This is a genomic window from Anaeromassilibacillus sp. 1001302B_160321_C8 (genome assembly GCF_015554745.1).
Classification (GTDB): domain Bacteria; phylum Bacillota; class Clostridia; order Oscillospirales; family Acutalibacteraceae; genus Anaeromassilibacillus; species Anaeromassilibacillus stercoravium.
Genome location: NZ_JADNJD010000005.1, coordinates 1 through 24,771 on the forward strand (window position 1 = coordinate 1; position 24,771 = coordinate 24,771).

Consider the following 24,771-nt stretch of genomic DNA (forward strand, 5'->3'; position numbering starts at 1 on the left):
GACGTGGACGAGGCATATGACAACTTGCAAGCAGCGATTGAAAAGTTGGAATTCCGTGCGGATATGAGCGAGCTGCAGAGCTTGGTGGACGAAGCGAACACCCTCGACCCGGACGACTATATCCAGGATGAGGCGTTCGATACCTTCAAGAGCGTGCTGGCAGAGGCGGAAGAACTGCTCGCGAATGCGAATGCAGACCAGGCCGACGTGGATGCAAAGGCCGAGGCCCTGACGAGAGCGATGGCAGCCCTGCGCAAGATCCCGAGCAGGGACGAGCTGAACAAGCTGATCGCCGAGATGGAGCAGAAGGATCTGGACGGCTACACCGACCGCAGCGTGGCGGCCTTTAAGGCGGCTTTGAGCGTTGCGAAGACGGTTGCCGCGGACGAGACCGCAGACGGCCAGGCGATTGCAAAGGCATATACCAACCTGGAAGCTGCCGCGAATAACCTGGTCAAGGCGGAGAAGCCGGGCACGGGCAACAGCGGCAAGGGCAGCACGTCTGCCAATGTTGGCAACGCATACGGCGCAGCGGGGGTTGTATCCGCAGCACAGGGCGTGGCCAGCCAGCAGGCATATGTGGTTTCCGACACGACGGTCAACTTCAATCTGAAGAGAGGCAGCGCATACTGCTTCAAGATGACGGTAGTCAACGGCAACGCCATGACGCCGAGCTTCACGGTTGGCAACGGCGAAGTGCTGAAGACGCAGTTCGTGGCGAAGATCGGCAACGACTACTACTACAGAGTCTATGCCATCGGCACGCCGGGCCAGAGCACGGGCGTTTACACTACCCTGCCGGGCCAGAACGCTGTGAAGCACTGTACAGTTACGATTGGCTAAGTGTTTCTTTAGGGCTTCCCATATGGAGCGGAAAACAAACTCCTTGCAGTTTGCTTTCTTAGGGAACGCCGTAGGCGAGAGAGGCACTGTGTGCCCGCCGTAGGCGCGAAAGGCACTGCGTGCCCGCCGTAGGCGCGAAAGGCACTGCGTGCCCGCCGTAGGCGCGAAAGGCACTGCGTGCCCGCCGTAGGCGTGAAAGACGCTGCACGTCCAGTGAAGCACTGTGCAGTGACGATTGGCTAAGTGCTTTTGTAGAAAGGGTTACGAAATAGAAAAAGGTTCTTTCTTAAATAAATGAAATAGCAAGGCCCCTTCCCCGGAATTTTCCGGGGAAGGGGCCTTTTGCATTTTTCTTTTCAATTCGGAGGTGTGATTCGTCTGTAAGAAAATACAAAGGAAACTCGTATGGATGGACTCTTAGAGAAAAGATAGTTTAAAGCAGGTTTATCCGATGAATGGACGATGTTAATATCAACAATTTTGGGTATAATCCCGCCGGAAAATCTTGCTTTTTGTGAACAAATATGATAATATAAGAAACATTCCTAAAGCCGTATCTTAATAAGATTATAAGAATCTTATTAGAATTCAGATGCTTGTTTGCCTCTGCAAGAAACAGCGCGGTGCTTACATTGGCAACCAGCATTTTGAAGGCTGTGGATGCGATCGGGTGCAGCAAATGGGAGGAGGCGGTAGGGCCACGGACACAGCGGTATGCATGCTGTCTGGTGGCGGAGAACGAACCAGGAATTAGGACCCCAGGAAGGGGGCTTCCCAGATATGCTAGAAAGGAGAACAAAATTTTATGAAAAGGAACATGAAAACACGTCTGTTCAGCGGCCTTATCGCATTGTGCATGCTGCTGACATTCCTCCCGACGACAGCGTTTGCAGCAGACGGCGACGTGGCGCAGGTTGGCGACAAGACGTATGCAACGCTGGATCAGGCGGTGGAAGAGGCGCCGGAGGGTTCAACGATCACCCTGCTTCAGGACTGCGAATTGACCAAAGGTTTTAATAAGACGTTGACCTTTACCGGAAATGGTAAAATCACCATTGACCGCCAGCTTACCAGCAACGGCGAAGGTTGGATGTGCTTTGGCCTCAATGACCCCAGCCGCGTTTTGACCTTTGACGGTGCCGGCGTTTCTGTAGAGTGGACGTCGGATGGTACGTCTCCTTGGTTGATGCTGTCCTTGAGCGGCACATTGAATGTCACAAATGGAGCAAAGTTGGCCTTTATGTTTGATAGCCGGACAACCGGTGCCCGCAACGCTATTTATATGAATGCTGGATCGAAGATTAATGTGACGGATGGATCGACGTTCCAGATTCTTGGCGTTGGTACGGAGGGCAATGCGGGCCAAGGAATCCAGCTGGATGCAGCGGGCACCGCCAATGTAAATGTCACCGGCGGCAGTAAATTCCTGATTGACGGCACAAACCGCGGTTATGTAAACAGCCCGACGATTTATGTCGAGGATTCGACGTTCGCTATCCAGAATTGTACAAGCAACGCTTCAAATGGCGGTAAATTTACCGCCATCAATTCGCAGATTACCTTTGAGAACAACAACGGCCATGGGCTGTCTGCCAGCAATGTGACCATTGAGAACTCCGTGCTGAACTGCAATAACAATGCCTATTATGGAATTACCTATTCCGGCGATATGACGATGGACGAAACATCGGTCATCAACGCGAACGAAAATGGCTATGGGTATACGGGCGGCGGCCTGCGTGCCCACGGCGTTTCCACCGTGGAAGCAAAAGCGGAAATCAATATCTTGAATAACGTCCGCAACGGCATGGAGAACTACGGAACCTTCAACATTGCAGAAGGCGCGAAGTTTACGGTTACAGGCAACGACGAGCCTTCTACCAACGGCGGCGGTATCTATAACGGCGGCAGGCTGGTTTTGCCCAGCACGGCTGTTATTATGAACAATTCCGCTCATCAAACGGGCGGCGGCATCTGCAATGCCGGAACCGTTACGATCCCTGTTGGCGTAAAGCTGTACAATAACCACGCCGGTACTGCAGGCGATGATCTCTACAACCGCAACGGAGCAAACGCCACTTTGACGGATGTAGGCGACATGTGGGTATTGGACGATTGCGACCACCTCATCGACGGCTGGTACGACGACGCTGCGGATGCCCGCTGGGAAGCCCATGCGGAAACCGAAGATGGAAACCACATCGAAGAATTCACGGATTTCTCCGAAGAAACCGGCTTGGCTACTGTTAGCGGCCTGACCTCTCTCAAAGCAGCCCACGGCAAAGACCCCATCGATAAGACCAGCTTCCCGGGCCTGGATAAGGTCATTGTGACAGAAGAAGGCGACAAGAAAGAGGATACGGCAGCAGCAGGCGATACCGTGGATTTCAAACTGACGTCCAACGTGCCGGACGACCTGCTCAACTACATAAAACCCGAAGAAGCGGACGATCCTGAGGTGGTCAACACTTTGGCAAATGTGCCCGTGGAAGACCGCGGCGAGTATAAGCTCACCTTCCATGACGACATGAATGACATGTTCATTGATCCCACTAATTTCGTGGTCAAGGTTGGGGATGACGAACTGATTCAGCCTGACCAGTATACGATCAACTACGAACCGGCGCAACATGAAGATGGCACAACCTGCGATTTTGAGATCACCGTGGACCTGGTCAATCTCTACGAGATGGGGGCCATCGACGACGAAGACATCGCAAACGCTACGCCGATCACCGTGACCTATACGGCCACATTGTCCGAGGAAGCAACGGCTGGCAGCTATCAGAACACCGCGTGGGTTACCTATCCGGACGGCGAGACAGAGAAATCCATCGTCAAGGTCAATACATATAAGATCGATGTCTTTAAGTACGACCAGACCAATGAGGAGAAAGGCCTGGAAGGTGCGAAGTTCGAGTTCTACCAGAAAGATGGCGAAGGAAATCCCATCAATGTCGTCGTTGAGCTGACTTCGGACGCGAATGGCCATATTATTCTGGATGGCCTCGATGCCGGCGTCTACTACCTGAAGGAAACAGAAGCGCCCGAGGGTTATGTTTGCAGCAACGAGGAACTGACCATTACCATTCCTGACCAGGCAGATGCGAGCAATGTTGTTACTGTCAAGTTTGCCAACAGCCCGGTTCCGCACACCGGCGGCACGGGTACCATGCTGTTCACCGTTGGCGGTATGGGTATCCTTGCGGCAGCAGGCGCCGTGATGATCGTCCCCCGCAAATTCCGCAAAAAAGAAGAATGCTGATTTACTCCCTTTCAACCGTTTCTGAAGCAGTAGGAACAGAGGATAAAAAAGGTCCCTGCTGCTTCGGCGGCGGGATTGCCGCAAGGGCCAGCGCTGTCCGATAAGCGTTTCAAAAGCGAGGCAATCCCCCAATGGCTATGCGTTGAATCATGATCGAAAAATCTTCATAAAACAGGGAAGCTCCCGTCCTGGATGTTCCAGGGCGGGAGCTTCCTATTTTATAAATCCGTATTTGTAGCCCTTTTCTCCGCATTAGGCGTTTTTGGCGCGTCCAAGTTCTACAAGCTTCTTTGCCATAGCCGCCAATTCCCGCGCGGCTATGCCCGGGGTCGCGCTCGACATAATGGCGGATACCACGGCAATCCCGCTGATGGGGCATCCCTCCAGCACAGACAAGTTGTCCTGTTTGAGCCCTCCAATGGCCACAACCGGGATGTTCACTGCCCGGCAGACCTCGGAAAGGGTTCCCACGCTGGTGGGAATCGCGGCGGCCTTTGTCTGCGTTGGGAAAATGGCCCCCGTCCCCAGGTAATCGGCCCCCTGGGCCTGCGCTTCCAGCGCCTGTGCCACGGTTTTGGCCGTTGCCCCGACGATTTTGCCGGGCCCTAACAGCTTCCTTGCCACGGAGACAGGAAGGTCGCTTTGCCCCACATGTACGCCGTCCGCGTCCACCGCCAGGGCGACGTCGATGCGGTCGTCGATCAGAAGCGGCACATGATACCGCTTGGACAATTCCTTGACAGCCAGGGCCTCTTCATAAAATTCCCGGCCATCCTTGTCTTTTTCGCGGAGCTGCAACAGGGTTACCCCGTTTTGCAAAGCTTCTTCGATCACGCGGAGAAACGGTTCCCGTGCGAGGTGGTCGCTGTTGGTGACGAGATAGAGCAGGCAGTCCGATTGGTTCATAGGGATGCTCCTTCCATATGTAGATTCTGCGCGAGCGCTTCCGAGGAAATCGTCGATAAGGCGTCCAGCAAAGCGGCGTGGAATGTTCCGGCCCCCCGGCCGCGCGCCCTTGTCTCTGCGGCAGCTTGTTCGCCGCAGATCCCCATAAGGGCAGCCGCTGTGACAGCGGCCTCCAGCGGCTGTCCACCGGCACAGCAGGCCCCCGCCAAAGCGCTGGACATGCAGCCCGTCCCGGTGATTTGCCCCAGCATCGGGTCGCCGTTGGAGAGGAACCAACAGGACTGCCCATCCGATACGATGTCCACCTCGCCCGAGGCGGACGCCACGCAGTGAAAGCGGCGCGCGGCTTCAACGACCCATTGTGCTTGCTGTTTTGCTGTGCTACGGGTGATCTTGTCGTCCGCGGCAACGTCTACGCCGTCCGTGGTGGAATCGCCGCTGCATAGGGCGCGGAGCTCCGAACTGTTGGCCCGGATGATGGAAAATGAGGCGATCCCCGCTAATTCCGCAAAAAATGCGCGGCGCAATGGGCTGCACCCAACCCCGGCGGGGTCGAGCACAATGGGGATACCGGTTTTCCCGGCGGCGCACGCCGAGCGCCGCATAGCTTCCATGCGGGAGGCGCTGATGTTCCCTAGGTTTAAGACCAGGGCTTGGGCGTGGCCGGTGATTTCCGCAGCCTCATCCGGATGTTCGGCCATGATTGGGCGTGCGCCGAGCGCCAGAACCGCGTTGGCGCAGTCGTTGATGGAGATGTGGTTTGTGATACAATGGATCAACGGCGCCGTTTGCCGCAAATTTTTGAGAAGCAGGGCCATGGATTCCATTTGGTTCATTGGTTCGCCATCCTTTGCAGCCGGGCCAACAGCCCGTTTTTGGAAAGTGCGATTAAAAAGAGATACCCGGCAAAGCCGCCGATAATCGTGCCTGCCAAGAACGACGGCACATAGGTGAACAGGACCACGCCGTCCATATGATAGAGGAACGCCATTACCGGATACGAGACCATCGCGCCGATGATTCCGGTCCCGACGATTTCACCGGCCACGGCGGCGAGCATTTTGCCGGTCGCCCGATAGAGCAACCCGGAGAGCACCGCCCCAAACACCGCGCCTGTGACCGCCAACAGGTTGACACCCAGAAGCCACATGCGCAAAAGGGCGATCAGCACTGCGCAGGCGAGGGCGTACCACGGCCCCAGCAAAACGGCAACAATGACGTTGATAAAATGCTGCATGGGGGCCATGCCGGGGACGCGCAAAATCGGGGATAAGACGACGCCCAGCGCGACCATCATGGCGAGAATGGCCATTTTTTTCACATTTGTTTTGGCTTTCATAGCATGCCATCCTTTTTGATACAGAAAAATAGGACACGCTGGCGGCATGTCCCTTTGAAAAGATTACCTGGCAAAAATCCCTAAAAGGCCGGTTTTCCTGCGGCCTTTGATAAGCCATCCAGACGGAAGGCGGGGGAAATGTGCAAGAACCAGCCCGGCCCTCTGCAAGGGACGGCCGGTCCAAAATCTACTTTATGCTAGCATATTTTTCTGAAGCTTGTCAAGAAAAGGGGGCTTGTGTCGTCCACACAAAGGTGCCGCCATAGTATATGCGGCACGGAAATACACGAATCTGCGTTTCGAAACTTACGAGGTGCTCTGGCCAATGAGCCGTTGGAAGCTCCGAAAATCCGCTGCGTTGCATCATGCTCTGGAAGGGAGGCAACAAGTGCAAAAAATATAAAAAGCCATTGAAGATTGCTCTTCAATGGCTGGAATATACGGACCTTACCGCCGATCCCGGCAGTATGCATTGGATATGCATGGCGCTAATTCAAATATATCACGCGAACTTACGATTGTTCTGTCCTGTATAACTGGTATTAGTATATGATAAAAAGGAATCGTTGTCAAGGGGATTTTTAAAATTTTTTAGAAAACATTTGTTCTATTTTGGTTGACTTTTTTCACTTATGGTGTTATCATAAAATTAAAAAGAATCTTATTAAGATTCAAATGCGTTAAGGAGAAATGTCAATATGGATTACCTTGTATGGGGGGAGGAATACCTGCGGGAGGCGGAACATCTCCGCGAGCGGGTGCGTCTGCTGCGGCGTCAAGCCGCGGACGCGACAGAGGAAAAAGAGGCGGACAAGCTGGAGGGGCGGATACAACTCCTGTATGGGATGTATCTGGACTGCCTCCATGTGGGGAACTACCTGATCAAATGTGGGAGGTTGCGATGAGGCGAAAATCCAATCTGAGCTTAGAACTCTTCGGGGACCGGCTGCCGGCGATGCAGGGAAGCGGCGGCGAACCGGATGCGGAATATCGAAAGATGCTGCGGGCCTTACACGCCGCTATGGAGGGGGAGTTGACCCAGCGGCAGCGGGAATGCATCCAACTGCGGTATTTCGAGCAGATGCGCGTAAATGAAATTGCCGGGCTGCTGGGGCTTACGCCGGGGACGGTATCCGTCCATATCAAAAAGGGGCGGGAGCGCCTGGGGAAGGTCATGCGCTATTCGTTCAGCCGCCTGGAGCCTTCCAATAAGCCGTTGCCGGAGGAAGATTGACCTGCGGCTTATTTGGAATGGGGACGCGCCGGGGGAGAGAGCAGCAGCCGGGTTTCCCCGGGGTTCAGGCAGAGGATCTTTGCGCGGATGCGTGGATGCTTCAGGCGCTGGCGTACCATATTCCCTAAAGCTTGCCCGCCGTGGTACCCATGGATTACGATGACCTCGGTCACACTGGCGGGTAAGCGGGACAAAAATTGTTCCAGCTTCCGCTTGGCGTCTGCGGTTGTGAGGCCGTGCAGATTGATTTCCACGGTGGTTTTGCGGGGATTTTGAAGCATATGATCGCGTCCTTGTGTGAAATTTTTTCTCAAAAAGATTCTTTATTGGATTTTATGGGGGTATATGTTAAAATGAAAGAAAATCCGGAAAGGCCCGATGGGTCGCAAGATGTTAAAGGAGGGAGGACCATGCGGTTCTTAGGCAGGTGGAAAGAACTCTATTGCGGGTGCTCCGATCAGGAAAGCGCCCGTATCTGTGCGCTTTTGGATGCGGCAGGCATCCCATATCGTTACCGGGCGAAATGCGGGCATGCGGGCGCCGCAGCCAGCGGCTGGATGCGCTTTGGCTCCTTTGGAAAATATCCCGCCGGTGTGGTAATGCAATATGTCGATGTCCGCAGGCAGGACCTAGAAATAGCAAAATTTCTTCTGGAACAAGCGGCGAGGGAGGGATAATCAATGCTGTGCTTTTGGCGATGGAAGCAGGTTTACGCCAGCACTTCCACGGTGGACTGCGACCAGGTCTGCAATGCGCTTTCCGAAGCCGGCGTCCGCTATATCCGCAAGGGAAAAGCAGGCCATCCGGTGTTCTTTTTGGGTGGGGACACCGGCGCGCGCATGATGGCAAGCGCTATGATGGAAACTCCGGAGCATTCGACCATGTACTATATCTATGTACGGCGGAAGGACGAAGGAAGGGCCAACTATTTGCTATACCGCCGTTGACCGTGCGCATCGGCGGGAGGGGCTTTCCGGAAAAAGAAAAGGATTTGGAAGACAACCGTTTTCCAAATCCTTTTTGTTATGCATAGCGGGTTAATCGGAGGATTTCCCCGGGACATCGCCCTCAAAGATAAACTCAACCAGGCTTTCCGAGCACTGCTCACGGTATGGAACCAATACAGACCCCACATCTACGCGGGTGGCATAGTATTCGTCATCCCCCGGAACGCGGTGTTCTTCCATCGAATAGTTCATATAGGTGAGCGCATTTGCCGCAAGGAAAAATACCTCGTCCTTTGTCATATTGGTCTGGACCAGGCCCAGGCAATCGTATAGCGCTTTGTTGATCGTCCCAATATTGGAATTTTTAAACTTGTTCACCAAGCTGGTCAATACATTGCGCTGGCGCTGCGTGCGCTCGAAGTCGTCGCCGATCGCGCGGATACGGGAGTAGTAATGCGCCTGCTTGCCAGTGAGATTATGGGTACCCTCGGTCAGGTTGCGGCTTGGATCGCCGGAATACTGGTTGATCAGCCGGGCCTCCGCCGCTGTCAGCGTGATCTCCACGCCGCCGAGGTTGTCGATGATCTGGTCGAACGCCGAGTTATCGATCAGCACAAAGCGGTCGATATCCACGCCGAAATTGGCTTCGATGGTGGAGACGGCCAGTTGCCCGCCCCCCGCTGCGCCGTTCTGTTGATACCCCAGAGGGTAGGCGGCGTTCAGCTTATTGCTGCCATGGTAGGGGATGGCCACATACAGGTCGCGCATGAAGCTGGTCAGCTTCAATTTTTTGTGGCGGGTGTCGATAGAAACCATCATCATGCTGTCGCTGCGGCCCACATCGTTCGCTTGGTAATCATCCACGCCGAGCAACAGGATGTTGGTGATGGCATCGTCGTGGTACAGCCCACCCAACAAGTTGGGATCGCCCAATGTCTCGTCTGTGGAAGACGTGTCTTCATCGCTGCTGGAGACAGGGCTGGAACTGCTGGAAGGGGGCGCCAGCGAACTCAATTCCGTATAACCGATTTGGCTCAACAGCATGTCCGCATAGACGAGGCCGCTGCCAAATACCACCAACACCAGGCTCAAAAGCAAAACAGCAATGTTGCGGATCAGACGGATCCGCTTTTTTTTCTTATCTTGATTCACAGTATCATTCCTTAAAGCAACGGCCAAGCGGCTGTGCGAAAAATTTTTCGAAAAAAGGCGCATTAACTCGTATATTATACTGGTTTTGCAAGGAGATATAATTTTAAATAAGAAATTAAATATTTGTTAATCCCTGTATCAAATGGTATATGCAAATTCCCTCCCTTGAGAACGTGTGGAAAGGGAAAACATGGGGGATTCCACTATCCCCGGCCCTCTCCGCCCGTTCCCGGCTTGTCAGGGAAGGGACCCTTCGCGTGCAATTGGCCGGGCTGGGTTTCGTCGAGCGTCAGGGAATAGGCCGGGAGGAATTCGTCGAGGAAACAATCGGCCTCCGGCAGATGCAGGCCACGCACCGCTTTCCAGAGGCTTTCCTCCGCCTTGAGGAAATCTGTATTCCCCATGCGCCGCTCCTCCAAGCATTTGATGAGCGCCGAGAGCTTGTCCGCCGCCTTGACCAGCTTGTGCAGCTCGGCGTCCGATTCGCTGTCCCCGCCCAGCAGGGGCGCATAGGAATCCTGCAAATCGCTTGGAAGAAGGGAGAGCAGGGTCTGTTCCGCCGCCTTCTCCACCGCGCCGTAGGCGCCGCGGATGTCGGGGTTGTAGTATTTGACCGGCGTGGGGAGATCCCCCGTCAGCGTCTCCGGCGCATCGTGGAATAGCGCCAGTACAGCGGCCCGCTCGGGCTGGACGTGCCCGCCGAAGCGTACGTTGCGCAGGGTGGCCAGCGCATGGGCTAAGACCGCGGTCTCAAAGCTATGCTCGCTCAGATTTTCCTGTCGTGTGTTTCGCATCAGCCCCCAACGGTCGATATATTTCATGCGCGAAAGCATGGCGAAAAATTCGGATGGCATTTCCTCTATACCTCCAATACCACTGAAGGGCGCAGAATCTTTCAGATCCTTCCCAAAAATAGTCAGAAATTGGAAGAATTGAAAAAAGCCGCGCCGGTCAAATGTTTTTCTATAAGAGTCAGATGATAGGCGGCCAGCCAGACCGCCGTGCGCGTTGGCCTCTTTTTGTGGCTCTGGCGGGCTCGCCCATTTTTTTGCTTGTTTTCCATGGGGCTGTGCTATAGTATAATAGGTCTGGTTTTTTATGGATGGAATTGGCAGGCAGAACGCTTCCTGTTCGATAAACCACGGCGGCGCGTTTCCCACAAAGATCGGCCGGAGTCCACGCTTCATCCACTTTTCCGGTCCATGGGCCGGTTTCCAGGCTTGTGGCTTTGCCCCATACGCATTATAATAATAGCATCTTGCGGGAAAAAATACCACGGTAAATGACGAAACAACGAAAAAGATAACGAAAGTCAGGTGATTCTGTGACGCGGCTGCGTTTTCCGGAAAAAGCTTCCAGCAATTATTGGAGGGCGTTCCTTTATGGGATCGGCATTTCCCTTGTATTCTTTTTGCCTTTCATCATTTGGGATAACGGCTATTTTTTGTTCTATGGCGATTTCAATGTGCAGCAGGTGCCGTTCTACCAGATGTGCCACGACGCCATCCGCAGCGGCAACATTGGCTGGAGCTGGACCACCGATCTCGGCGCGAATTTTATCGGTTCCTATACCTTCTATCTGCTGGGAAGCCCGTTCTTCTGGCTGACGCTTCCGTTTCCCAGCGAGGCGGTACCATACCTGATGGGGCCGCTGTTGATCTTGAAATTTGGCTGCGCGTCTTTGACGGGATTTATCTACTTAAAGCGGTATGTCCGTACGCCGGACTATGCGGTCCTGGGCGGGCTGCTCTATGCGTTTTCCGGCTTTTCGGTGTACAATATCTTCTTTAACCACTTTCACGAGGCCATCATCGTTTTCCCGCTGCTCCTGTGGTCGCTGGATGAATACATGGCCACTAAGCGGCGCGGCGTGTTCGCTTTGCTGGTTTTTGCCAGCTGTTTTATGAACTATTATTTCTTCGTGGGACAGGTAGTATTCTGCGTGATTTACTTTTTCCTGCGGCTGGCCGTCAAGGATTGGCGCATTGGCCTGCGGGATTTCGCGCTGCTGGCCTGTGAAGCGGTGCTTGGCCTGCTGTGTTCCTGCGTGCTGCTGATCCCGACGGTGCTCTGCGTGATCCAGAACCCGCGCATCGACAACCCGCCGAACGGCTGGAGCGCCCTGCTCTACAGCTGGAACCAGCGGTATGTGCACATTTTGGAGTGCTTCTTCTTCCCGCCGGACATTCCGGCGCGCCCCAATTTTACCCCGGATTCCGAGGCAAAATGGGCGTCCCTGGGCGCGTGGCTGCCGCTGTTCAGCATGACAGGCGTGTTCGCCACCATGCAGGCGCGGCGCAAAAGCTGGGTCAAAACCCTGCTGCCCATCCTGTTCTTGATGGCGTTTGTGCCGGTTTTGAATTCCGCCTTCCAGATGTTTAATTCCGGTTACTATGCCCGCTGGTTCTACATGCTCACCCTGATGATGTCACTGGCGACCGTGACCGCGCTGGAAAATCCGCGCGCCGACTGGAAGCGGGCGATCAAATGGACGCTCGGTTTTACCTTGGGCATCGCGCTTCCAATCGGCCTGATGGTCCAGACAGGCGCCAATGGCGACGGGGAGACCGTCTCCATCGGTCTGGAAGCGTATCCCTCGCGCTTTTGGGCGTATGTGGCGATCGCCCTGCTCAGCCTGCTGCTGCTCACCTTTTTAATGAAGGACTACCCGCTGCGCCGGCTCCGGCAGGAGCTTTCCAAGCGGAAAGGACGGTTCTTCTTCCCGCGGCGGTTCAACGGGGAGCGGACAAAGCGCTTTGTGCGGTACTGCATGTGCGGCGTGGCGGTCATCACGGTGGTGTATTCCCTGTATTTTATCACGCTCGGCAAGACGCAGAGCAGCGACAACCACATCCATATGATCCCCTATTCGCTCAACGGCGGGAAAGACCTGGGGATTGACACGAGCGATTGCCGGATCGACGTGTATGACGGCATGGACAACCAGGCGATGTTTTTCCAGATGCCCACCATCCAGGCGTTCCACAGCATTGTGCCCGGCTCGGTGATGGAATTTTATCCCACGATCGGCATCCAACGCGACGTGGCGACCCGCCCGGACGTCAAATATTACGGCCTGCGCGGGCTGACTTCCTGCCGCTGGCTGCTGGACCCCACCACGAGCGGCGGTACATTCGAGCAGGATGGGGAACCGCAGATGCCCGGCTGGGAGTATGTCGGTACGCGCAACGGCTTTGATATCTGGGAAAACCAGTATTTCATCCCCATGGGTTTCTGCTACGACAGTTACATCACCCGCGAGGAATACGACCAGGTGCCCGAGGACGACCGCAATTTGCTGCTCCTCAAGACCATGGTACTGGACGACGAGCAGGCCCTGCGCTATGGGGACATCCTGAACCATTTTGAGGGCCTCAATTCGGTCTCTTACACGGAATCCGGCTATTTTGCCGACTGCCTGGCGCGCCGCAGCATGTCCTGCTCCAGCTTTGAACGGGACAACAGCGGCTTTACCGCAACGATCCAAGCGGATAAGGACCGGCTGGTCTTTTTCAGCGTCCCGTATGAGAGCGGATGGAGCGCCACCGTCAACGGCGAACCGGCGCAGATCGAGCAGGTGAACGTCGGCTTTATGGCGGTGCGCGTGCCTGCGGGCGAAAGCACCATCCGGTTTGACTATGAGACGCCGGGCCTCAAATTGGGGGCCGGCGTGACGGTGGGGGCATTCCTGCTGCTGGGCGTATACTGGCTGGTCACGCGCCGGTACGACCGCGCACACCCGCCCAAGCGCCGCACGTTCCGGGTGAAAGAACCTTCGGTCGAAAAAGGAGAGGATGTCGGATGAACCAGATCCGTTTGTTGCTGTTGGGCATTTCCACCATTCTATTTGGGATTGCCCTCATTCTTGCCATCCCCGGCTCCCCCGCCATCGGCGTGATTATTGCGACCCTTGGCTTGATCTTTTCGCTGGCCGGGGCGTCTGGGCGAAAGGAGGAGAAATAAGCCATGCATGAGAATCCAAAGACGCATATCCCGACGGTCTATCTGGTGGTGCCCTGCTACAATGAAGAGGAGGTGCTCCCGGAGACCGTCAAACGCCTGACGGCAAAGCTGCAACAGATGCAGCAGGCGGGCCTGGCCGGGGAAAAGAGCCGCATGCTGTTCGTGGACGACGGGAGCAAAGACCGCACCTGGGAGCTCATCTCCGCCTTCAGCGCCCAGAACCCGCTGGTCACGGGGCTGAAACTGGCGCACAACCGCGGCCATCAGAATGCGCTGCTGGCCGGGCTGATGGAGGCGAAGGACCGCGCGGACTGCGCCATCAGCCTGGACGCAGACCTACAGGACGACATCGAAGTGCTGGACGAGTTTGTGCAGAAATTCCTGGAGGGCTGCGATGTGGTCTATGGCGTGCGGAAAAAGCGCGAGACCGATACCTTCTTCAAGCGCACAACCGCCCAGGGCTTTTATAAAGTCATGCGCATCCTGGGGGTGGAGACGGTCTATAACCATGCGGACTACCGCCTGATGAGCCAACGGGCGCTCGACGCGCTTTCCGAATACCGCGAGGTCAATCTTTTCCTGCGGGGCATCGTCCCGCTGATCGGATACCGCAGCGACTACGTCTATTACGACCGGCATGAGCGGTTTGCCGGCGAATCGAAATACCCGCTGAAAAAGATGATCTCCTTTGCGCTGGACGGCATCACGTCGTTCAGCGTCAAGCCGCTCAAAATCATCTCCAATTTGGGCATCCTGGTCAGTGTGCTGAGCGTCGGCGGATTGATCTACGCCCTGATCTCCTATTTCACAGGGAATGCCGTGGCGGGGTGGACCGCGACCGTCTCCTCCATCTGGCTGCTGGGGGGCATCCAGCTGCTGTGCATCGGCGTGGTGGGCGGCTATGTCGGAAAAATTTATAGTGAAGTCAAGGCGAGGCCCCGCTACCGCATCGAGGAGAAGACGGGCGGGGACGAACCCGGCCAACCGCGGAAATAGGTGCGCCTATGGAAAAGAAACCTTTGGATTTTTATCAGGAGCTTTCCCAGGACTGTACAGCGGCGCTGGAACAGGACCGGAAAGAGTATAACCGCTGTTCATTTCTCCGGGGCGTGGCCATGCTCTGTATCATTGGGGCGTGCGTCGCCGGGTATGTGCAGAACCAGCCGCTGTTTTATGGCGCCGGTGCGCTGGCATTGCTTGCATTTGTGTGGTTGATCGGCCGGCACAGCCGCATTGTGGAGCGGCAAACGCACCATACCGCCCTGCGGGATGTCGCAAAGGCGTACCTCGACCGCAGCGGCGACGGTTGGAAGGCTTCCCCGGTGGACGGCGCCGCCTACTTGTCGGAGGATTACCCGCCGGGGCGGGACCTCGACCTCTTTGGCAAGGACTCCCTGTATCAATACATCTGCGCCGCGAGCACGCCGTTTGGCCGGGACTGCCTGGCGGATTGGCTCAAGCGCGGGTGCGGCAGCCTGCCGGAATGGAACAGCCGCCGGGAAGCGGTGGAAGAATTGGCGGAGAAGCAACATTTCTCCGCGGAATATCAAGCGTTCGCGCTGCCGGAACGGGACGCCAAAAAGGGGACCACCAGCGACGTTTGGGACCGCTTCCTCCATACGGAAGCCCGGCGGCCTGTTTTCCGGGGGCTTTTGCTTTGGGTCCTTCCCGTTTTGACATTGCTGTGCCTGTTTTCCGCCCTGCTGGGATTCTATCCGCAGATTGGGCAAATCGGCTTCAGTTGCCTGGCGCTGGTGCAGCTGGGGACGGCCCTCCTGTGCTTAAAAGGGCATAACCAGCAGTTCGGGCCGGTGTACCGGTTCCATAAGATGGTTTTGCCCTACCGGAAACTGGCCGCCCGTTTTGCGCAGGAGACCTTTGTAAGCGGCTATTTGCGGGATTTGCAGGACCGCCTACAGCAAAACGGCGGGGCGCAGCAGGCGCTCAAAGAGCTGGAGCAGATTTCCGGCTCGATCGCCGCGCGGCACAACGGCTTGGCGCTGCTTCTCTACAATGCGCTGTTCCTCTATGACTTTCACTGCGCCAAACGGCTATATGCCTGGAAGAAGGCCTACGGCCCCTACATCCAGGGATGGTTGGAGGCGCTTGGGGAGGTGGAAGCGCTCCTCAGCCTGGGGGTGCTGTCCCAGGTGAAAGCGGTCCATACGTTTCCGGAATTGCGGGACGCCGCGCAGCCCTTTCTGGATGCGCAGGACCTGCGCCATCCGTTGATCCCCGAGGAGCGGGCGGCCGGCAACGATTTTTCCCTGCGGCAGCGGACCTGCATCATCACGGGGTCGAACATGTCCGGAAAGACGACCTTCCTGCGCACCGTTGGGACCAATCTGATCCTGGCCTTTGCCGGGGGAGCGGTGGCGGCAAAGCGCTTTTGTGCCTCGCCGATGGCGGTGTGCACCTCCATCCGCGTGGAGGACAGCGTCAGCGAGGGGATTTCCAGTTTCTATGCGGAGCTGCTCCGCGTCAAAACGATCATCGACCGCAGCCAGTCGGCCGCGCCCATGATCGCCTTGATCGACGAAATCTACCGGGGCACCAATTCGCGGGACCGCATCATCGGCGCGAGGGAGACCATCCGCAGGCTGGCGCGGCCGAACGTCCTGACCCTGGTGACGACCCACGACTTTGAGCTGTGCGATTTGGAGAACGATCCCCGCACGCCCGCGGTGAATTACCACTTTACCGAGCACTATTCCGGCCGGGAGATCCGGTTTGACTACCGAATCCGGCCCGGGCGCTGCCGGACCACCAACGCGCAGCACCTGCTGCGGCTGGTGGGAATCCTGCCGGAGGAAGGCGAAGGCTTCCAATAGAGGCTGGGAAATTGCATAAAAATTTTCCTGAGTTGAGGTGAAAATAATTGAATCTCCTTGACAGAAAAAGCAAATCGTGTAGAATACAGCTCAAGGAGGGAGAATTATAAATAATAATTCAAAAGGTTTATCCATTGCGGCTCTAGTTTGCGGTATTTTGGGAATCATTGGTTCCTTCATCCCGATTGTATGCTATGTGACGTTTATTCTGGCGATCCTTGGCATTGTCTTTGGCGTAAAAGCGCGTAAGACGGCCTTGCCGGGAGAGACGGGCCTTGCTACGGCTGGCTTGGTGCTGGGCATCATCGGAACCGTATTTGGCGCGTTGGGTGTGATCTGTGTCATTTGCGCGCTGGGTGTGGTTGGCGCAGCAGGCGCAGCGGGCGCACTGGGATAACCGACATTTAAAACAGAAAATGCAAGCATTGCATTCTTGCGATGCTTGCATCTTTTTTTGGAGAGATTGCCTTGATTCCTACATTTGAACTTTTTGGAAAGACCTTCGGGATTTATCCCGTCTTAGCGCTCGTGGGCATTTTCACAGCGGGGATTTATGCCTGCCGCCAGGCGCGGAAAAAGGGCCTGGATGAAAATGATATGATTATGGTGTTGCTGGTGTCTGCGGTTGGGGTATTGCTGGGTGGGCATCTGCTGTATGGGTTGGTCAATGTGCTGAGCGCGCCAGGGTCCGCCCCAAATTTGCTAGCCAGCGATTCCCCAAAGGCATTTTTTGAGAACGCTTATATCTTGTTTGGCGGTTCGGTCTTCTATGGCGGGCTGCTGGGGGGGATCTTTGCCGGCGCACTGTATGTCCGGAAAAGGGGGTTTGCGCTGCCCGAGTGGGCTGACCTCTTGGCCCCGGCCATCCCGCTGTTCCATTTTTTTGGACGGATTGGTTGCTTTTTAGGAGGCTGCTGCTATGGCGTCCCTTGCAGCTTTGGGTTTACCTATACGCACAACCTGATCGAGCAGGCCAACGGGGTGAGCCGGTTCCCCATCCAGCTAGTAGAGGCGGCGTTCAATTTGGCGCTGTTTTTCCTGCTGTGGACCTTACAAAAGAAAGGAAAATTCCAGGGGAAGCGGCTCGTCCTGTATCTCCTCTGCTATTCGGTTGGCCGGTTTGTTTTTGAATTTGGCCGGGGGGATACTTACCGCGGCATCTGGTTTGGCCTATCCACCTCGCAGTACATCAGCGTCGGATTGTTTTTGGTTGCCGTTGTTTTTTGCTTTATCAGCGGTTTACAGGCCGGGCAACACAGAAGCTGTAGAAAAGCCCAAAAAAGAAGATTCTACTGAACAACTTGCTGCCTATGCAAATGGGCGGCAAGTTTTTTTTGCAGGCCCATAAGAACAGGGTTGACTTTTCAAAGTACTTGTATATAATAATATATGAACAACAGCTCATATGAAAGAGTGTGATAACATGACAGACCAAAACGGTGTGGAGCGCTGTGAATTTATCCATGCGCACGAGGACATTGTGGAGAAGGTCACACGGGATATGCCGGACGACGAGATCCTGTATGATCTGGCCGAACTGTTCAAAATCTTCGGCGACTCCACCCGCATTAAGATCCTGTACGTTTTGTTTGAATCGGAGATGTGCGTCTGCGACATTGCACAGCTGCTGAATATGACGCAGTCCGCCATTTCCCATCAGCTGCGCGCGCTCAAGCAGAGTAAGCTGGTGAAATACCGCCGGGAGGGGAAGACGGTCTTCTATTCCCTGGCGGACGGCCATGTCCGGACGATCATCGACCAGGGCATGGAGCACGTGGCAGAATAACAACTTTTAAGGAGGATTTTTCCATGAAAAAGCGCTTTCAATTGACGGACCTTGATTGTGCAAACTGTGCCCGCAAGATGGAGGACGCCATCAAAAAGATCGACGGCGTCAACGATGCGAACGTCAGCTTTTTGACGCAGAAGATGATGGTGGATGCCGACGACGCCCGTTTTGACGCCATCATGCAGGAAGTCGTCAAGGTCTGCAAACGCGTGGAGCCGGATTGCGTCATCAACCTCTAAGTGTGCGTCCCTTTTTCGCAACTCGGTCGGCGAAATCACTTCATTTTTGATGCAGGAGGGATTTCTATGAGCAAGAAACAGAAAAAGACCCTGGTTCGCATTATCCTCAGCGCGGTCCTTTTGGTGGCCGCGGCACTCATTCCGGTGGGCGGAATCGTGAAATTGGTTCTATTCCTCATCCCGTACGCTGTCATCGGCTGGGATGTGCTTTGGAAGGCCATCCGCAACATTGCGCATGGCCAGGTGTTCGATGAAAACTTCCTGATGGCGATCGCCACCGTGGGCGCCTTTGCCCTTGGGGAATACCCGGAGGGCGTTGCCGTAATGCTCTTCTATCAGGTGGGCGAGCTGTTCCAGAGCTATGCCGTGGGGCGTTCGCGCCAGTCGATCGCTGCTTTGATGGATATCCGCCCGGACTATGCCAACATTGAGCAGGATGGGAAGCTGGTCCAGGTGGACCCGGAGGATGTGGCGGTCGGCGATACGATCGTCATCAAGGCGGGCGAAAAGATCCCGCTGGACGGCGTGGTGTTGGAGGGCAGCTCCGCCGTGGATACGGCGGCGCTCACCGGCGAATCGCTGCCGCGCGATGTGGACCCCGGGGACGATGTGGTCAGCGGCTGCATCAATCAGAGCGGCCTGCTCAAGGTGCGCGTGACAAAGGTGTTCGGTGAATCCACAGTGGCGAAGATCCTCGACCTGGTGGAGAATTCGAGCAGCAAAAAGGCGCGCGCGGAGAACTTTATCACGCGCTTTGCGCGGTACTACACCCCGGTCGTCGTGATTGGGGCCGTGCTGCTGGCGGTGTTGCCGCCGCTGCTCTTCGGGGGCGATTGGAGCGATTGGCTGCAACGCGCATTGATCTTCCTGGTGATTTCTTGCCCGTGCGCGCTGGTCATCTCGGTGCCGCTCAGCTTTTTCGGCGGGATCGGCGGGGCCTCCAAGCAGGGCATCCTGGTCAAGGGCAGCAACTATTTGGAGGCGTTGGCCAAGACCGAGACGGTGGTGTTTGACAAGACCGGTACCCTGACAAAGGGGACCTTCCAGGTCACGGCCGTACACCCGGACCGCATCAGCGAAGGCGAGCTTTTGGAGCTTGCCGCGCTGGCGGAGAGCTATTCCGAGCATCCGATTTCCCGTTCCTTGCGCGAGGCGTACCAGAAGCCAGTGGACGCCTCCCGTGTGACCGACGTGGAGGAGATTTCCGGCCACGGCGTGCGCGCGAAGGTCGATGGGCATGATGTATATGCCGGAAACGGCAAATGGATGGATCGGATTGGGGCGAGCTGGCGCAACTGCCACCGCACCGGCACGGTGGTGCATGTGGCGGTTGACGGCGAATATGCAGGCCATATTGTGATCTCGGACGCGGTCAAGCCGGATGCGGCTGCGGCCATTGAAGCGCTCAAGCGCGAGGGGGTCAAAAAGACCGTGATGCTCACCGGCGACGTCAAGGCGGTCGGCGAGGCTGTGGCAAGGGAGATCGGCATCGATGAGGTGCACGCGGAACTTTTGCCGGGCGATAAGGTCGATCAGGTGGAACGCCTCCTGAAGAATACCAGCGGCAAGGGGAAGCTCGCCTTCGTGGGCGATGGCATCAACGATGCGCCGGTGCTTTCCCGCGCGGATATCGGCATCGCCATGGGCGGACTCGGTTCCGATGCGGCGATCGAGGCTGCGGACATCGTACTGATGGACGACAAGCCGTCCAAATTGGCGGTGGCGGTCCGGATTTCCCGCAAAACGCTGCGCATTGTGCGGCAGAACATCGTATTTGCGCTGGGCATTAAGCTGCTGTTTTTGGCCTTGGGCGCCTTCGGCATGGCCAACATGTGGGAGGCCGTGTTCGCAGACGTCGGCGTCTCCGTGCTGGCTATCCTGAACGCGTCGCGCGCTCTGCGCACCTCCGGGCAGGAGGTGCCGGAGCCGTCCGTCCCAGTGGCGCTCCAAGAAGGCAACGGATAAGAAATCCTCTTTTTAATAGGCAAAGACGCCGATTTTCCGTTTGGGAGAATCCGGCGTCTTTGCTTTTAAAAGGGAACATGCCTGCAATGCGCCCATTTCGATATAGCGCCCGTGCAAGATTTATGTTATCATACGGTGGGAAGACAGCGCCAAAAGGCGAGAGGAACATGGAGGGAATTGTATGGATGACAAGATCCGCTATTGGTTTCAGGGATTCGAACAAGGCGTCGCCGCGTTGGGAACATCCCAACAGGAAGCGCTGTTTCATGAATGTGGGAAAAATTGCGTACAGCAGGGCACTTTGGAGTTTTATCAGTCGCTCTACCGGACGGCGGAAGGCAACCTCGACCGCTTTTTTGAGGCGGTCAACGACACCCCTGGCTTGCGGGGCGAGGTGATGGAACCGGATACGGTCTACCTCCTTGCCTTTGCGCAATGCTCTTGCCCGCTTGTTACAGAGGGATATGTGCGGTCGCCGTGGCTGTGCGAGTGCTCCAGGCAAAGCGTTCTATACGTTTTGCGGACGCTCTGGCCGGAAAAGCGCTTTGAAGTGACTCTGTGCGGCACGATCCTGCGCGGCGCACAGGAGTGTGCCTGTAGGATTACTGTGCAATAAGTGCCCGCCGCCCTGCGGAGGGACGAACCTGGATAAAGAAAAAAGCAGCGGAGAATGGTTTTCGGCCTTTCTCCGCTGCTTTTGTTGTGTAAAGCCCCCGAAATGGAATCCCCAAAAAATACAACCGTCTGGGAAACCAGACTACTGCATAGGGCGGTTCTCATGCGCCCGCCAGACGGCATTTCCTGGAATTGCACCAGACGTTCCGCTGCGGTTTAAAAGCTTTGACCGCAAAGCCAGTCGATTGCCCGCAGGAAGCGCTCGGGAATCGCGCGAAAATGGCCGCCGGGATTCCACTCCAGGGTGCAGGAAACGCCATGGCCTTTCAAAAGCTGGTGGATTTCGCGGGTGCAATCCCCCACGCGGGCCATGCGCGGGTTCCGGGCCTTCTCCTCCGCCGTGCCAAGGGAGAGGTAGACCCGCCGGACGGCCGGGTTTAACGGATGTGACCGGAAGTATTCGGCCGCGCCGTCGTACCAGAGGGAGCCGGAGAGACAGCCGATCTGCCCAAACGCCCCGCACTGCGTGGCGCTCCAAAGGGCGTGAAGGCCGCCGAGCGAGTAGCCCACCAGCGTTGTACGGGCGGGGTCTGCTGTGACGGGCAGGGCCTTGCGCGCTTCCGGCAGGAGCGTTTTTGTCAAAAATTGCAGATAGGCCCCGCCCTCCCCGGAAAAGGCGGGCGCTTTTTGCGAGAGCGCAGGCGCTGGCCAAGGCGTATATTCCCGGTCGCGGTCCATGGGAGGGACGGCCAGGAACACGCAGTTTTGCTGTTTTATATGGGCGAAGATGGCCTCAAAGTCCGCGGCGGGCATGTCGCCGTCGTTGGAGAGCATCAGGGAAAAGCCGCCCGGCGGGATTTTCCCTTCCGGTACGAACAGAGGGCAGTCGCGCCCTGCCAGTAAAATGCTTTTCATCGGTTTCCCTCCCGAAAAAATGAGGTATCCGGTTGGCTAGGGATGCCTACGCGGACACGGAGAATGGGACGTTCTTTTGCTTGCAAGCTTCCTCGAGCGTGGAACGGCTTTATTCCAGCTGAATCCCGAAGAGCTTTGTCGCGGCGTGCAGGCCCTCTTCGATCTCCTGCCGGGAATAGTTGTGTGCTTCCAAATAGGCGTCGTCAAACTGGTTCAAGCGGGAGTAAAAGGCCAGAGCCAGCTCCAGCATCGGTAAGCGTGCGGGGTCCAGCTCCTCATAGAGCCGGTTTTCCGCCTCGTTGATCTTGCCCTCGTCCAACATGCGGATCAATTCGATGTAGAGCTGGTCCGAATCCGAAAGCTTTTCCTTTTCCACGATTTCATAATCCGGCTTGTCCTTCCCAAACAGGAGACGCGCCAAAATCACGCCGATCATTTCAATCTGACGTAAAATCCAATCCTGCTGAAACATATTGCATCCCCTCTTTTCCATTTCATCATAGCATAATGCCCCCGGTGGGGCAAGATAGGATGAATGATTTGTATAAATAACAAATAATAATACGATTTGTATAACAAATGCCGGTATAAAACGATACCAACCTTCCAATGCTAACAGGAGATTTTAGGCAGAGGGAGGCAGGAAGATGGAAAAATTGCGCGGCCTGAAGAAATTTACCCCGGCGCTAATCGGCACGCTCTGCGGTATGCTGAACGGACTGTTTGGCGCGGGGGGAGGGATTGCCGCCGTGCCGCTGCTCAAGGCGTCGGGCATCCCGCTCAAGAAGGCGCACGCGACCTCCCTGGCGGTCATCCTGCCGGTTTCCATCGTCAGCGCGATCCTGTACCTGGCCAACGGGACCATCCGGTTTTCCGATGCATGGCCATATTTACCAGGCGGGCTCCTTGGTGCGATCCTGGGCGCGCTGCTAATGGAGAAGATCCCGGATAAGCTCCTGCGCAAGGCGTTCGGGGCCTTCATGATTTATGCAGCCGTGCGGCTGCTTCTGCGATGAGCGGGTGGCTGGTCGCGGGGATCGCAAGCCTGGTCGCGGGGTTTGTCAGCGCGCTTGGGCTGGGCGGCGGCGGGATCCTCGTGCTCTATCTGACCTTGTTCCTCGGGATGGAGCAGATGCAGGCGGGCGGCATCAACCTGATCTTTTTCTTGCCCCTTGCCGCGGTCTCGATCTACATCCACATGAAGCACCATCTGATCGACTACAAATTCGCCCTGAAATGCGCGCCGTTTGGCGTGGTGGGCGCGTTCTTGGGCGTATGGCTTGCAAATGCCCTGCATCCTGTATGGGTCAGCAAGGGATTTGCCGTATTTGTGCTGATCCTGGGCATACGGGAACTGTTTTCCAAGGGAAAGAAGGAGGAAGACGGGCCGGACAAAAAATAACTGCCCCGTGCGGTTCGCACAGGGCAGCGTATGAATGGTTTTTAAGAGACGCTGGACAGGATCATGGTGACCAGCCAGGAAATGCCGTAGATCACCGGCTGATGCACCACGTAGATCACCAGCGCGTGGCGGCCCAGCCAGGAGAGGAAGGGCACGCGGGAGCGGTAGGCAAAAGCGGGGAAACGCCCCTCGACCGCGAGGCGGCCGATGCTTGTTCCGGCAAAAAAGACGAAAATCCACGGCAAAAGCGGGAAATAGTCTGCGGAGAAAAAGTTGGGGCTGTGGAAGCCCAGGGGCGCGAGCCAATCCGTGGCATAGAGCACATCGGGGAGCGGGATGCTGATGGGGCCGATGCCGAGCAGACGGCTGCCCACCTGCCGGGTACATAGGTAGAGAAGCGCGCAAAGGATGGTGGGAATCCAGGTGAACGGGCGTTTCCTGCGCAAATGCGGCTGGATCAGCCCGAATAAAATCATGCAGATTGCGAGGAAATGCAAGATGCCAAATAGAATGCGCTCCGCCGGGACCACCAGCCACGTGACCAATGTGACCACCGCCGCAATCCCCGCCAGTTTGAGGCCGCGCAGCAGGTTGGAATGCGAGAGGTTGGAGGAGATGCCGGCGATCAAAATAAAGAGGCCGGCAAACCAGGGTTCTGCGGGCATGAAAAAGTTGAGCAGGGCTTTGCCAAACTCCAAGTTAAATAGATAGGCGAGCGTATAGAAGGCATGATAGAATACCATGCAGAACACGGCAAAGCCGCGCAGCTCGTCCATCAGATGAATGCGCTTCGTTGCACGCTCCGTTTGTTCCATATTCGTCGCTCCTTTGTGAAAATGGGAAACGGAAGAACTTCCTTCCGAAGGGAATGTCTGCTATAATAAGACGGCAAACTCATCAGAATTATAACAGGAATAGGAGGCAAATACAATGGATAAGACTTTGACAAAGGAATATGTAGTGAAGCCGGAGATGCTGGCAACCGCCGTGGGAAGTGGCAGTGTGGAGGTTTTGGCTACGCCGATGGTAGCTGCATTTTTAGAGGGCGCGGCCGCAGAGCTGGCGCAGAAGGAACTCCAGGATGGCTGGACCACCGTGGGAAGCCAAATCACCATCGAGCACCTTTGCCCCACCGTGACGGGCGTGAAGGTGGAGGCGACCGCAACATTGACCGAAGTGGACGGGCGTATGTACCGCTTTACGCTGGAAGCCAGGGACAATGCGGGCGTGATTGCGCGCGGCACCCACGAGCGCGTCAGCGTGGAAAAGGAGCGCTTTTTCGCAAAGGCGCAGGCACGCAGCCAGTCCAACTAAACGGTGTTTTATGCACAGCGCGGAGATGTCCCATCCGGCGAATGAAAGAAAT

At 56.1% G+C, this 24,771-nt stretch carries 28 protein-coding genes; 19 read left to right on the top strand and 9 right to left on the bottom strand.

Annotated elements, in window-relative coordinates; all coding sequences use genetic code 11:
* Both I2E77_RS04755 and I2E77_RS04760 read left to right on the top strand, forming a co-directional pair.
* On the top strand, window positions 1–843 hold an 843-nt coding region (locus I2E77_RS04755), incomplete at its 5' end, for an FIVAR domain-containing protein (RefSeq protein ID WP_195450713.1).
* Between the two features lie 805 nt (window positions 844–1,648).
* The gene (locus I2E77_RS04760) at window positions 1,649–4,108 is read left to right on the top strand and encodes a SpaA isopeptide-forming pilin-related protein (RefSeq protein WP_195450767.1); all 2,460 of its coding nucleotides are present in this window, start codon (window positions 1,649–1,651) and stop codon (window positions 4,106–4,108) included.
* Between the two features lie 252 nt (window positions 4,109–4,360).
* Here the strand turns inward: I2E77_RS04760 and thiE are convergent, their stop codons facing one another.
* From thiE to thiW, 3 genes are read right to left on the bottom strand one after another with little or no spacing between them, the layout of a single operon-like run.
* Window positions 4,361–5,014 (bottom strand): thiamine phosphate synthase, encoded by a 654-nt coding sequence (gene thiE / locus I2E77_RS04765; protein WP_195450714.1) that lies wholly within the window; start codon window positions 5,012–5,014, stop codon window positions 4,361–4,363.
* Window positions 5,011–5,850, bottom strand: coding sequence for a hydroxyethylthiazole kinase (gene thiM, locus I2E77_RS04770; RefSeq protein ID WP_195450715.1), 840 nt, complete (start codon window positions 5,848–5,850; stop codon window positions 5,011–5,013). The genes thiE and thiM overlap by 4 nt, the downstream gene beginning before the upstream one ends.
* Window positions 5,847–6,353: an energy coupling factor transporter S component ThiW gene (gene thiW / locus I2E77_RS04775; protein ID WP_195450716.1), complete on the bottom strand. Its 507-nt coding sequence runs from the start codon at window positions 6,351–6,353 to the stop codon at window positions 5,847–5,849. The genes thiM and thiW overlap by 4 nt, the downstream gene beginning before the upstream one ends.
* A 698-nt stretch (window positions 6,354–7,051) precedes the next feature.
* Between thiW and I2E77_RS04780 the strand changes: the two genes are divergently transcribed.
* Both I2E77_RS04780 and I2E77_RS04785 read left to right on the top strand, forming a co-directional pair.
* Window positions 7,052–7,258, top strand: coding sequence for a hypothetical protein (locus I2E77_RS04780; protein ID WP_087233846.1), 207 nt, complete (start codon window positions 7,052–7,054; stop codon window positions 7,256–7,258).
* Window positions 7,255–7,587, top strand: coding sequence for an RNA polymerase sigma factor (locus I2E77_RS04785; protein WP_191405945.1), 333 nt, complete (start codon window positions 7,255–7,257; stop codon window positions 7,585–7,587). The genes I2E77_RS04780 and I2E77_RS04785 overlap by 4 nt, the downstream gene beginning before the upstream one ends.
* 8 nt (window positions 7,588–7,595) lie before the next feature.
* Here the strand turns inward: I2E77_RS04785 and I2E77_RS04790 are convergent, their stop codons facing one another.
* Complete coding sequence (locus I2E77_RS04790) at window positions 7,596–7,868, bottom strand: Smr/MutS family protein (RefSeq protein WP_087233852.1); 273 nt, start codon at window positions 7,866–7,868, stop codon at window positions 7,596–7,598.
* 129 nt (window positions 7,869–7,997) lie between these two features.
* Between I2E77_RS04790 and I2E77_RS04795 the strand changes: the two genes are divergently transcribed.
* Window positions 7,998–8,264, top strand: a complete 267-nt coding sequence (locus tag I2E77_RS04795) for a hypothetical protein (RefSeq protein WP_087233854.1) — start codon at window positions 7,998–8,000, stop codon at window positions 8,262–8,264.
* Window positions 8,265–8,267: 3 nt separating this feature from the next.
* Window positions 8,268–8,534 (top strand): hypothetical protein, encoded by a 267-nt coding sequence (locus I2E77_RS04800; RefSeq protein ID WP_195450717.1) that lies wholly within the window; start codon window positions 8,268–8,270, stop codon window positions 8,532–8,534.
* Between the two features lie 90 nt (window positions 8,535–8,624).
* Here the strand turns inward: I2E77_RS04800 and I2E77_RS04805 are convergent, their stop codons facing one another.
* Both I2E77_RS04805 and yfbR read right to left on the bottom strand, forming a co-directional pair.
* Complete coding sequence (locus I2E77_RS04805; RefSeq protein ID WP_237966955.1) at window positions 8,625–9,686, bottom strand: LCP family protein; 1,062 nt, start codon at window positions 9,684–9,686, stop codon at window positions 8,625–8,627.
* Between the two features lie 203 nt (window positions 9,687–9,889).
* A complete protein-coding gene (gene yfbR / locus I2E77_RS04810) occupies window positions 9,890–10,540 on the bottom strand; it encodes a 5'-deoxynucleotidase (protein ID WP_191395983.1) in 651 nt (216 codons plus the stop codon).
* A 470-nt stretch (window positions 10,541–11,010) separates the two neighbouring features.
* Here yfbR and I2E77_RS04815 point away from each other — a divergent pair, with 470 nt between their 5' ends.
* From I2E77_RS04815 to I2E77_RS04860, 10 genes are all read left to right on the top strand, one after another.
* Window positions 11,011–13,491: a YfhO family protein gene (locus I2E77_RS04815; RefSeq protein WP_195450718.1), complete on the top strand. Its 2,481-nt coding sequence runs from the start codon at window positions 11,011–11,013 to the stop codon at window positions 13,489–13,491.
* Complete coding sequence (locus I2E77_RS04820) at window positions 13,488–13,649, top strand: hypothetical protein (protein WP_172749680.1); 162 nt, start codon at window positions 13,488–13,490, stop codon at window positions 13,647–13,649. The genes I2E77_RS04815 and I2E77_RS04820 overlap by 4 nt, the downstream gene beginning before the upstream one ends.
* A 3-nt stretch (window positions 13,650–13,652) precedes the next feature.
* Window positions 13,653–14,645, top strand: a complete 993-nt coding sequence (locus I2E77_RS04825; protein ID WP_195450719.1) for a glycosyltransferase family 2 protein — start codon at window positions 13,653–13,655, stop codon at window positions 14,643–14,645.
* A gap of 8 nt (window positions 14,646–14,653) precedes the next feature.
* Complete coding sequence (locus I2E77_RS04830; protein WP_195450720.1) at window positions 14,654–16,480, top strand: MutS-related protein; 1,827 nt, start codon at window positions 14,654–14,656, stop codon at window positions 16,478–16,480.
* A gap of 133 nt (window positions 16,481–16,613) precedes the next feature.
* Entirely contained in the window at window positions 16,614–16,877 is a 264-nt protein-coding gene (locus I2E77_RS04835) for a hypothetical protein (RefSeq protein ID WP_275532233.1), read from the top strand.
* Window positions 16,878–16,948: 71 nt separating this feature from the next.
* Window positions 16,949–17,776 (top strand): prolipoprotein diacylglyceryl transferase, encoded by an 828-nt coding sequence (locus I2E77_RS04840; RefSeq protein ID WP_195450721.1) that lies wholly within the window; start codon window positions 16,949–16,951, stop codon window positions 17,774–17,776.
* A 127-nt stretch (window positions 17,777–17,903) separates the two neighbouring features.
* Window positions 17,904–18,266 carry an ArsR/SmtB family transcription factor gene (locus I2E77_RS04845; RefSeq protein ID WP_087233874.1) on the top strand — a complete coding sequence of 121 codons (363 nt, stop codon included), beginning with the start codon at window positions 17,904–17,906 and terminating at the stop codon, window positions 18,264–18,266.
* A gap of 23 nt (window positions 18,267–18,289) precedes the next feature.
* Entirely contained in the window at window positions 18,290–18,508 is a 219-nt protein-coding gene (locus I2E77_RS04850) for a cation transporter (protein ID WP_087233876.1), read from the top strand.
* A 66-nt stretch (window positions 18,509–18,574) separates the two neighbouring features.
* Window positions 18,575–20,473 (top strand): heavy metal translocating P-type ATPase, encoded by a 1,899-nt coding sequence (locus I2E77_RS04855; RefSeq protein ID WP_195450722.1) that lies wholly within the window; start codon window positions 18,575–18,577, stop codon window positions 20,471–20,473.
* Window positions 20,474–20,654: 181 nt separating this feature from the next.
* Window positions 20,655–21,089: a hypothetical protein gene (locus I2E77_RS04860; protein ID WP_191448867.1), complete on the top strand. Its 435-nt coding sequence runs from the start codon at window positions 20,655–20,657 to the stop codon at window positions 21,087–21,089.
* Between the two features lie 215 nt (window positions 21,090–21,304).
* Here I2E77_RS04860 and I2E77_RS04865 read toward each other — a convergent pair whose 3' ends face one another.
* Both I2E77_RS04865 and I2E77_RS04870 read right to left on the bottom strand, forming a co-directional pair.
* Window positions 21,305–22,003, bottom strand: a complete 699-nt coding sequence (locus I2E77_RS04865; protein ID WP_191521239.1) for an alpha/beta hydrolase — start codon at window positions 22,001–22,003, stop codon at window positions 21,305–21,307.
* A gap of 109 nt (window positions 22,004–22,112) precedes the next feature.
* Complete coding sequence (locus tag I2E77_RS04870) at window positions 22,113–22,475, bottom strand: DUF6483 family protein (RefSeq protein WP_191405938.1); 363 nt, start codon at window positions 22,473–22,475, stop codon at window positions 22,113–22,115.
* Window positions 22,476–22,650: 175 nt separating this feature from the next.
* Between I2E77_RS04870 and I2E77_RS04875 the strand changes: the two genes are divergently transcribed.
* Both I2E77_RS04875 and I2E77_RS04880 read left to right on the top strand, forming a co-directional pair.
* Entirely contained in the window at window positions 22,651–23,019 is a 369-nt protein-coding gene (locus I2E77_RS04875) for a sulfite exporter TauE/SafE family protein (RefSeq protein ID WP_087233886.1), read from the top strand.
* A complete protein-coding gene (locus I2E77_RS04880) occupies window positions 23,016–23,405 on the top strand; it encodes a sulfite exporter TauE/SafE family protein (protein ID WP_191441317.1) in 390 nt (129 codons plus the stop codon). The genes I2E77_RS04875 and I2E77_RS04880 overlap by 4 nt, the downstream gene beginning before the upstream one ends.
* Window positions 23,406–23,446: 41 nt before the next feature.
* Here the strand turns inward: I2E77_RS04880 and I2E77_RS04885 are convergent, their stop codons facing one another.
* Entirely contained in the window at window positions 23,447–24,220 is a 774-nt protein-coding gene (locus tag I2E77_RS04885; RefSeq protein WP_191405936.1) for a heparan-alpha-glucosaminide N-acetyltransferase, read from the bottom strand.
* Window positions 24,221–24,335: 115 nt separating this feature from the next.
* On the opposite strand from I2E77_RS04885, the gene I2E77_RS04890 reads away from it, so the two are divergent.
* Complete coding sequence (locus tag I2E77_RS04890; protein ID WP_087233892.1) at window positions 24,336–24,719, top strand: thioesterase family protein; 384 nt, start codon at window positions 24,336–24,338, stop codon at window positions 24,717–24,719.
* The last annotated feature ends 52 nt before the right edge of the window (window positions 24,720–24,771 follow it).

Excerpts from the sequence above, each read along its gene's own strand:
- I2E77_RS04760 (WP_195450767.1), top strand. The coding sequence starts at position 1,649 with ATGAAAAGGAACATGAAAACACGTCTGTTCAGCGGCCTTATCGCATTG.
- thiE (WP_195450714.1), bottom strand. The coding sequence starts at position 5,014 with ATGAACCAATCGGACTGCCTGCTCTATCTCGTCACCAACAGCGACCAC.
- thiM (WP_195450715.1), bottom strand. The coding sequence starts at position 5,850 with ATGAACCAAATGGAATCCATGGCCCTGCTTCTCAAAAATTTGCGGCAA.
- thiW (WP_195450716.1), bottom strand. The coding sequence starts at position 6,353 with ATGAAAGCCAAAACAAATGTGAAAAAAATGGCCATTCTCGCCATGATG.
- I2E77_RS04780 (WP_087233846.1), top strand. The coding sequence starts at position 7,052 with ATGGATTACCTTGTATGGGGGGAGGAATACCTGCGGGAGGCGGAACAT.
- I2E77_RS04785 (WP_191405945.1), top strand. The coding sequence starts at position 7,255 with ATGAGGCGAAAATCCAATCTGAGCTTAGAACTCTTCGGGGACCGGCTG.
- I2E77_RS04790 (WP_087233852.1), bottom strand. The coding sequence starts at position 7,868 with ATGCTTCAAAATCCCCGCAAAACCACCGTGGAAATCAATCTGCACGGC.
- I2E77_RS04795 (WP_087233854.1), top strand. The coding sequence starts at position 7,998 with ATGCGGTTCTTAGGCAGGTGGAAAGAACTCTATTGCGGGTGCTCCGAT.
- I2E77_RS04800 (WP_195450717.1), top strand. The coding sequence starts at position 8,268 with ATGCTGTGCTTTTGGCGATGGAAGCAGGTTTACGCCAGCACTTCCACG.
- yfbR (WP_191395983.1), bottom strand. The coding sequence starts at position 10,540 with ATGCCATCCGAATTTTTCGCCATGCTTTCGCGCATGAAATATATCGAC.
- I2E77_RS04820 (WP_172749680.1), top strand. The coding sequence starts at position 13,488 with ATGAACCAGATCCGTTTGTTGCTGTTGGGCATTTCCACCATTCTATTT.
- I2E77_RS04825 (WP_195450719.1), top strand. The coding sequence starts at position 13,653 with ATGCATGAGAATCCAAAGACGCATATCCCGACGGTCTATCTGGTGGTG.
- I2E77_RS04830 (WP_195450720.1), top strand. The coding sequence starts at position 14,654 with ATGGAAAAGAAACCTTTGGATTTTTATCAGGAGCTTTCCCAGGACTGT.
- I2E77_RS04845 (WP_087233874.1), top strand. The coding sequence starts at position 17,904 with ATGACAGACCAAAACGGTGTGGAGCGCTGTGAATTTATCCATGCGCAC.
- I2E77_RS04850 (WP_087233876.1), top strand. The coding sequence starts at position 18,290 with ATGAAAAAGCGCTTTCAATTGACGGACCTTGATTGTGCAAACTGTGCC.
- I2E77_RS04855 (WP_195450722.1), top strand. The coding sequence starts at position 18,575 with ATGAGCAAGAAACAGAAAAAGACCCTGGTTCGCATTATCCTCAGCGCG.
- I2E77_RS04860 (WP_191448867.1), top strand. The coding sequence starts at position 20,655 with ATGGATGACAAGATCCGCTATTGGTTTCAGGGATTCGAACAAGGCGTC.
- I2E77_RS04865 (WP_191521239.1), bottom strand. The coding sequence starts at position 22,003 with ATGAAAAGCATTTTACTGGCAGGGCGCGACTGCCCTCTGTTCGTACCG.
- I2E77_RS04870 (WP_191405938.1), bottom strand. The coding sequence starts at position 22,475 with ATGTTTCAGCAGGATTGGATTTTACGTCAGATTGAAATGATCGGCGTG.
- I2E77_RS04875 (WP_087233886.1), top strand. The coding sequence starts at position 22,651 with ATGGAAAAATTGCGCGGCCTGAAGAAATTTACCCCGGCGCTAATCGGC.
- I2E77_RS04880 (WP_191441317.1), top strand. The coding sequence starts at position 23,016 with ATGAGCGGGTGGCTGGTCGCGGGGATCGCAAGCCTGGTCGCGGGGTTT.
- I2E77_RS04885 (WP_191405936.1), bottom strand. The coding sequence starts at position 24,220 with ATGGAACAAACGGAGCGTGCAACGAAGCGCATTCATCTGATGGACGAG.
- I2E77_RS04890 (WP_087233892.1), top strand. The coding sequence starts at position 24,336 with ATGGATAAGACTTTGACAAAGGAATATGTAGTGAAGCCGGAGATGCTG.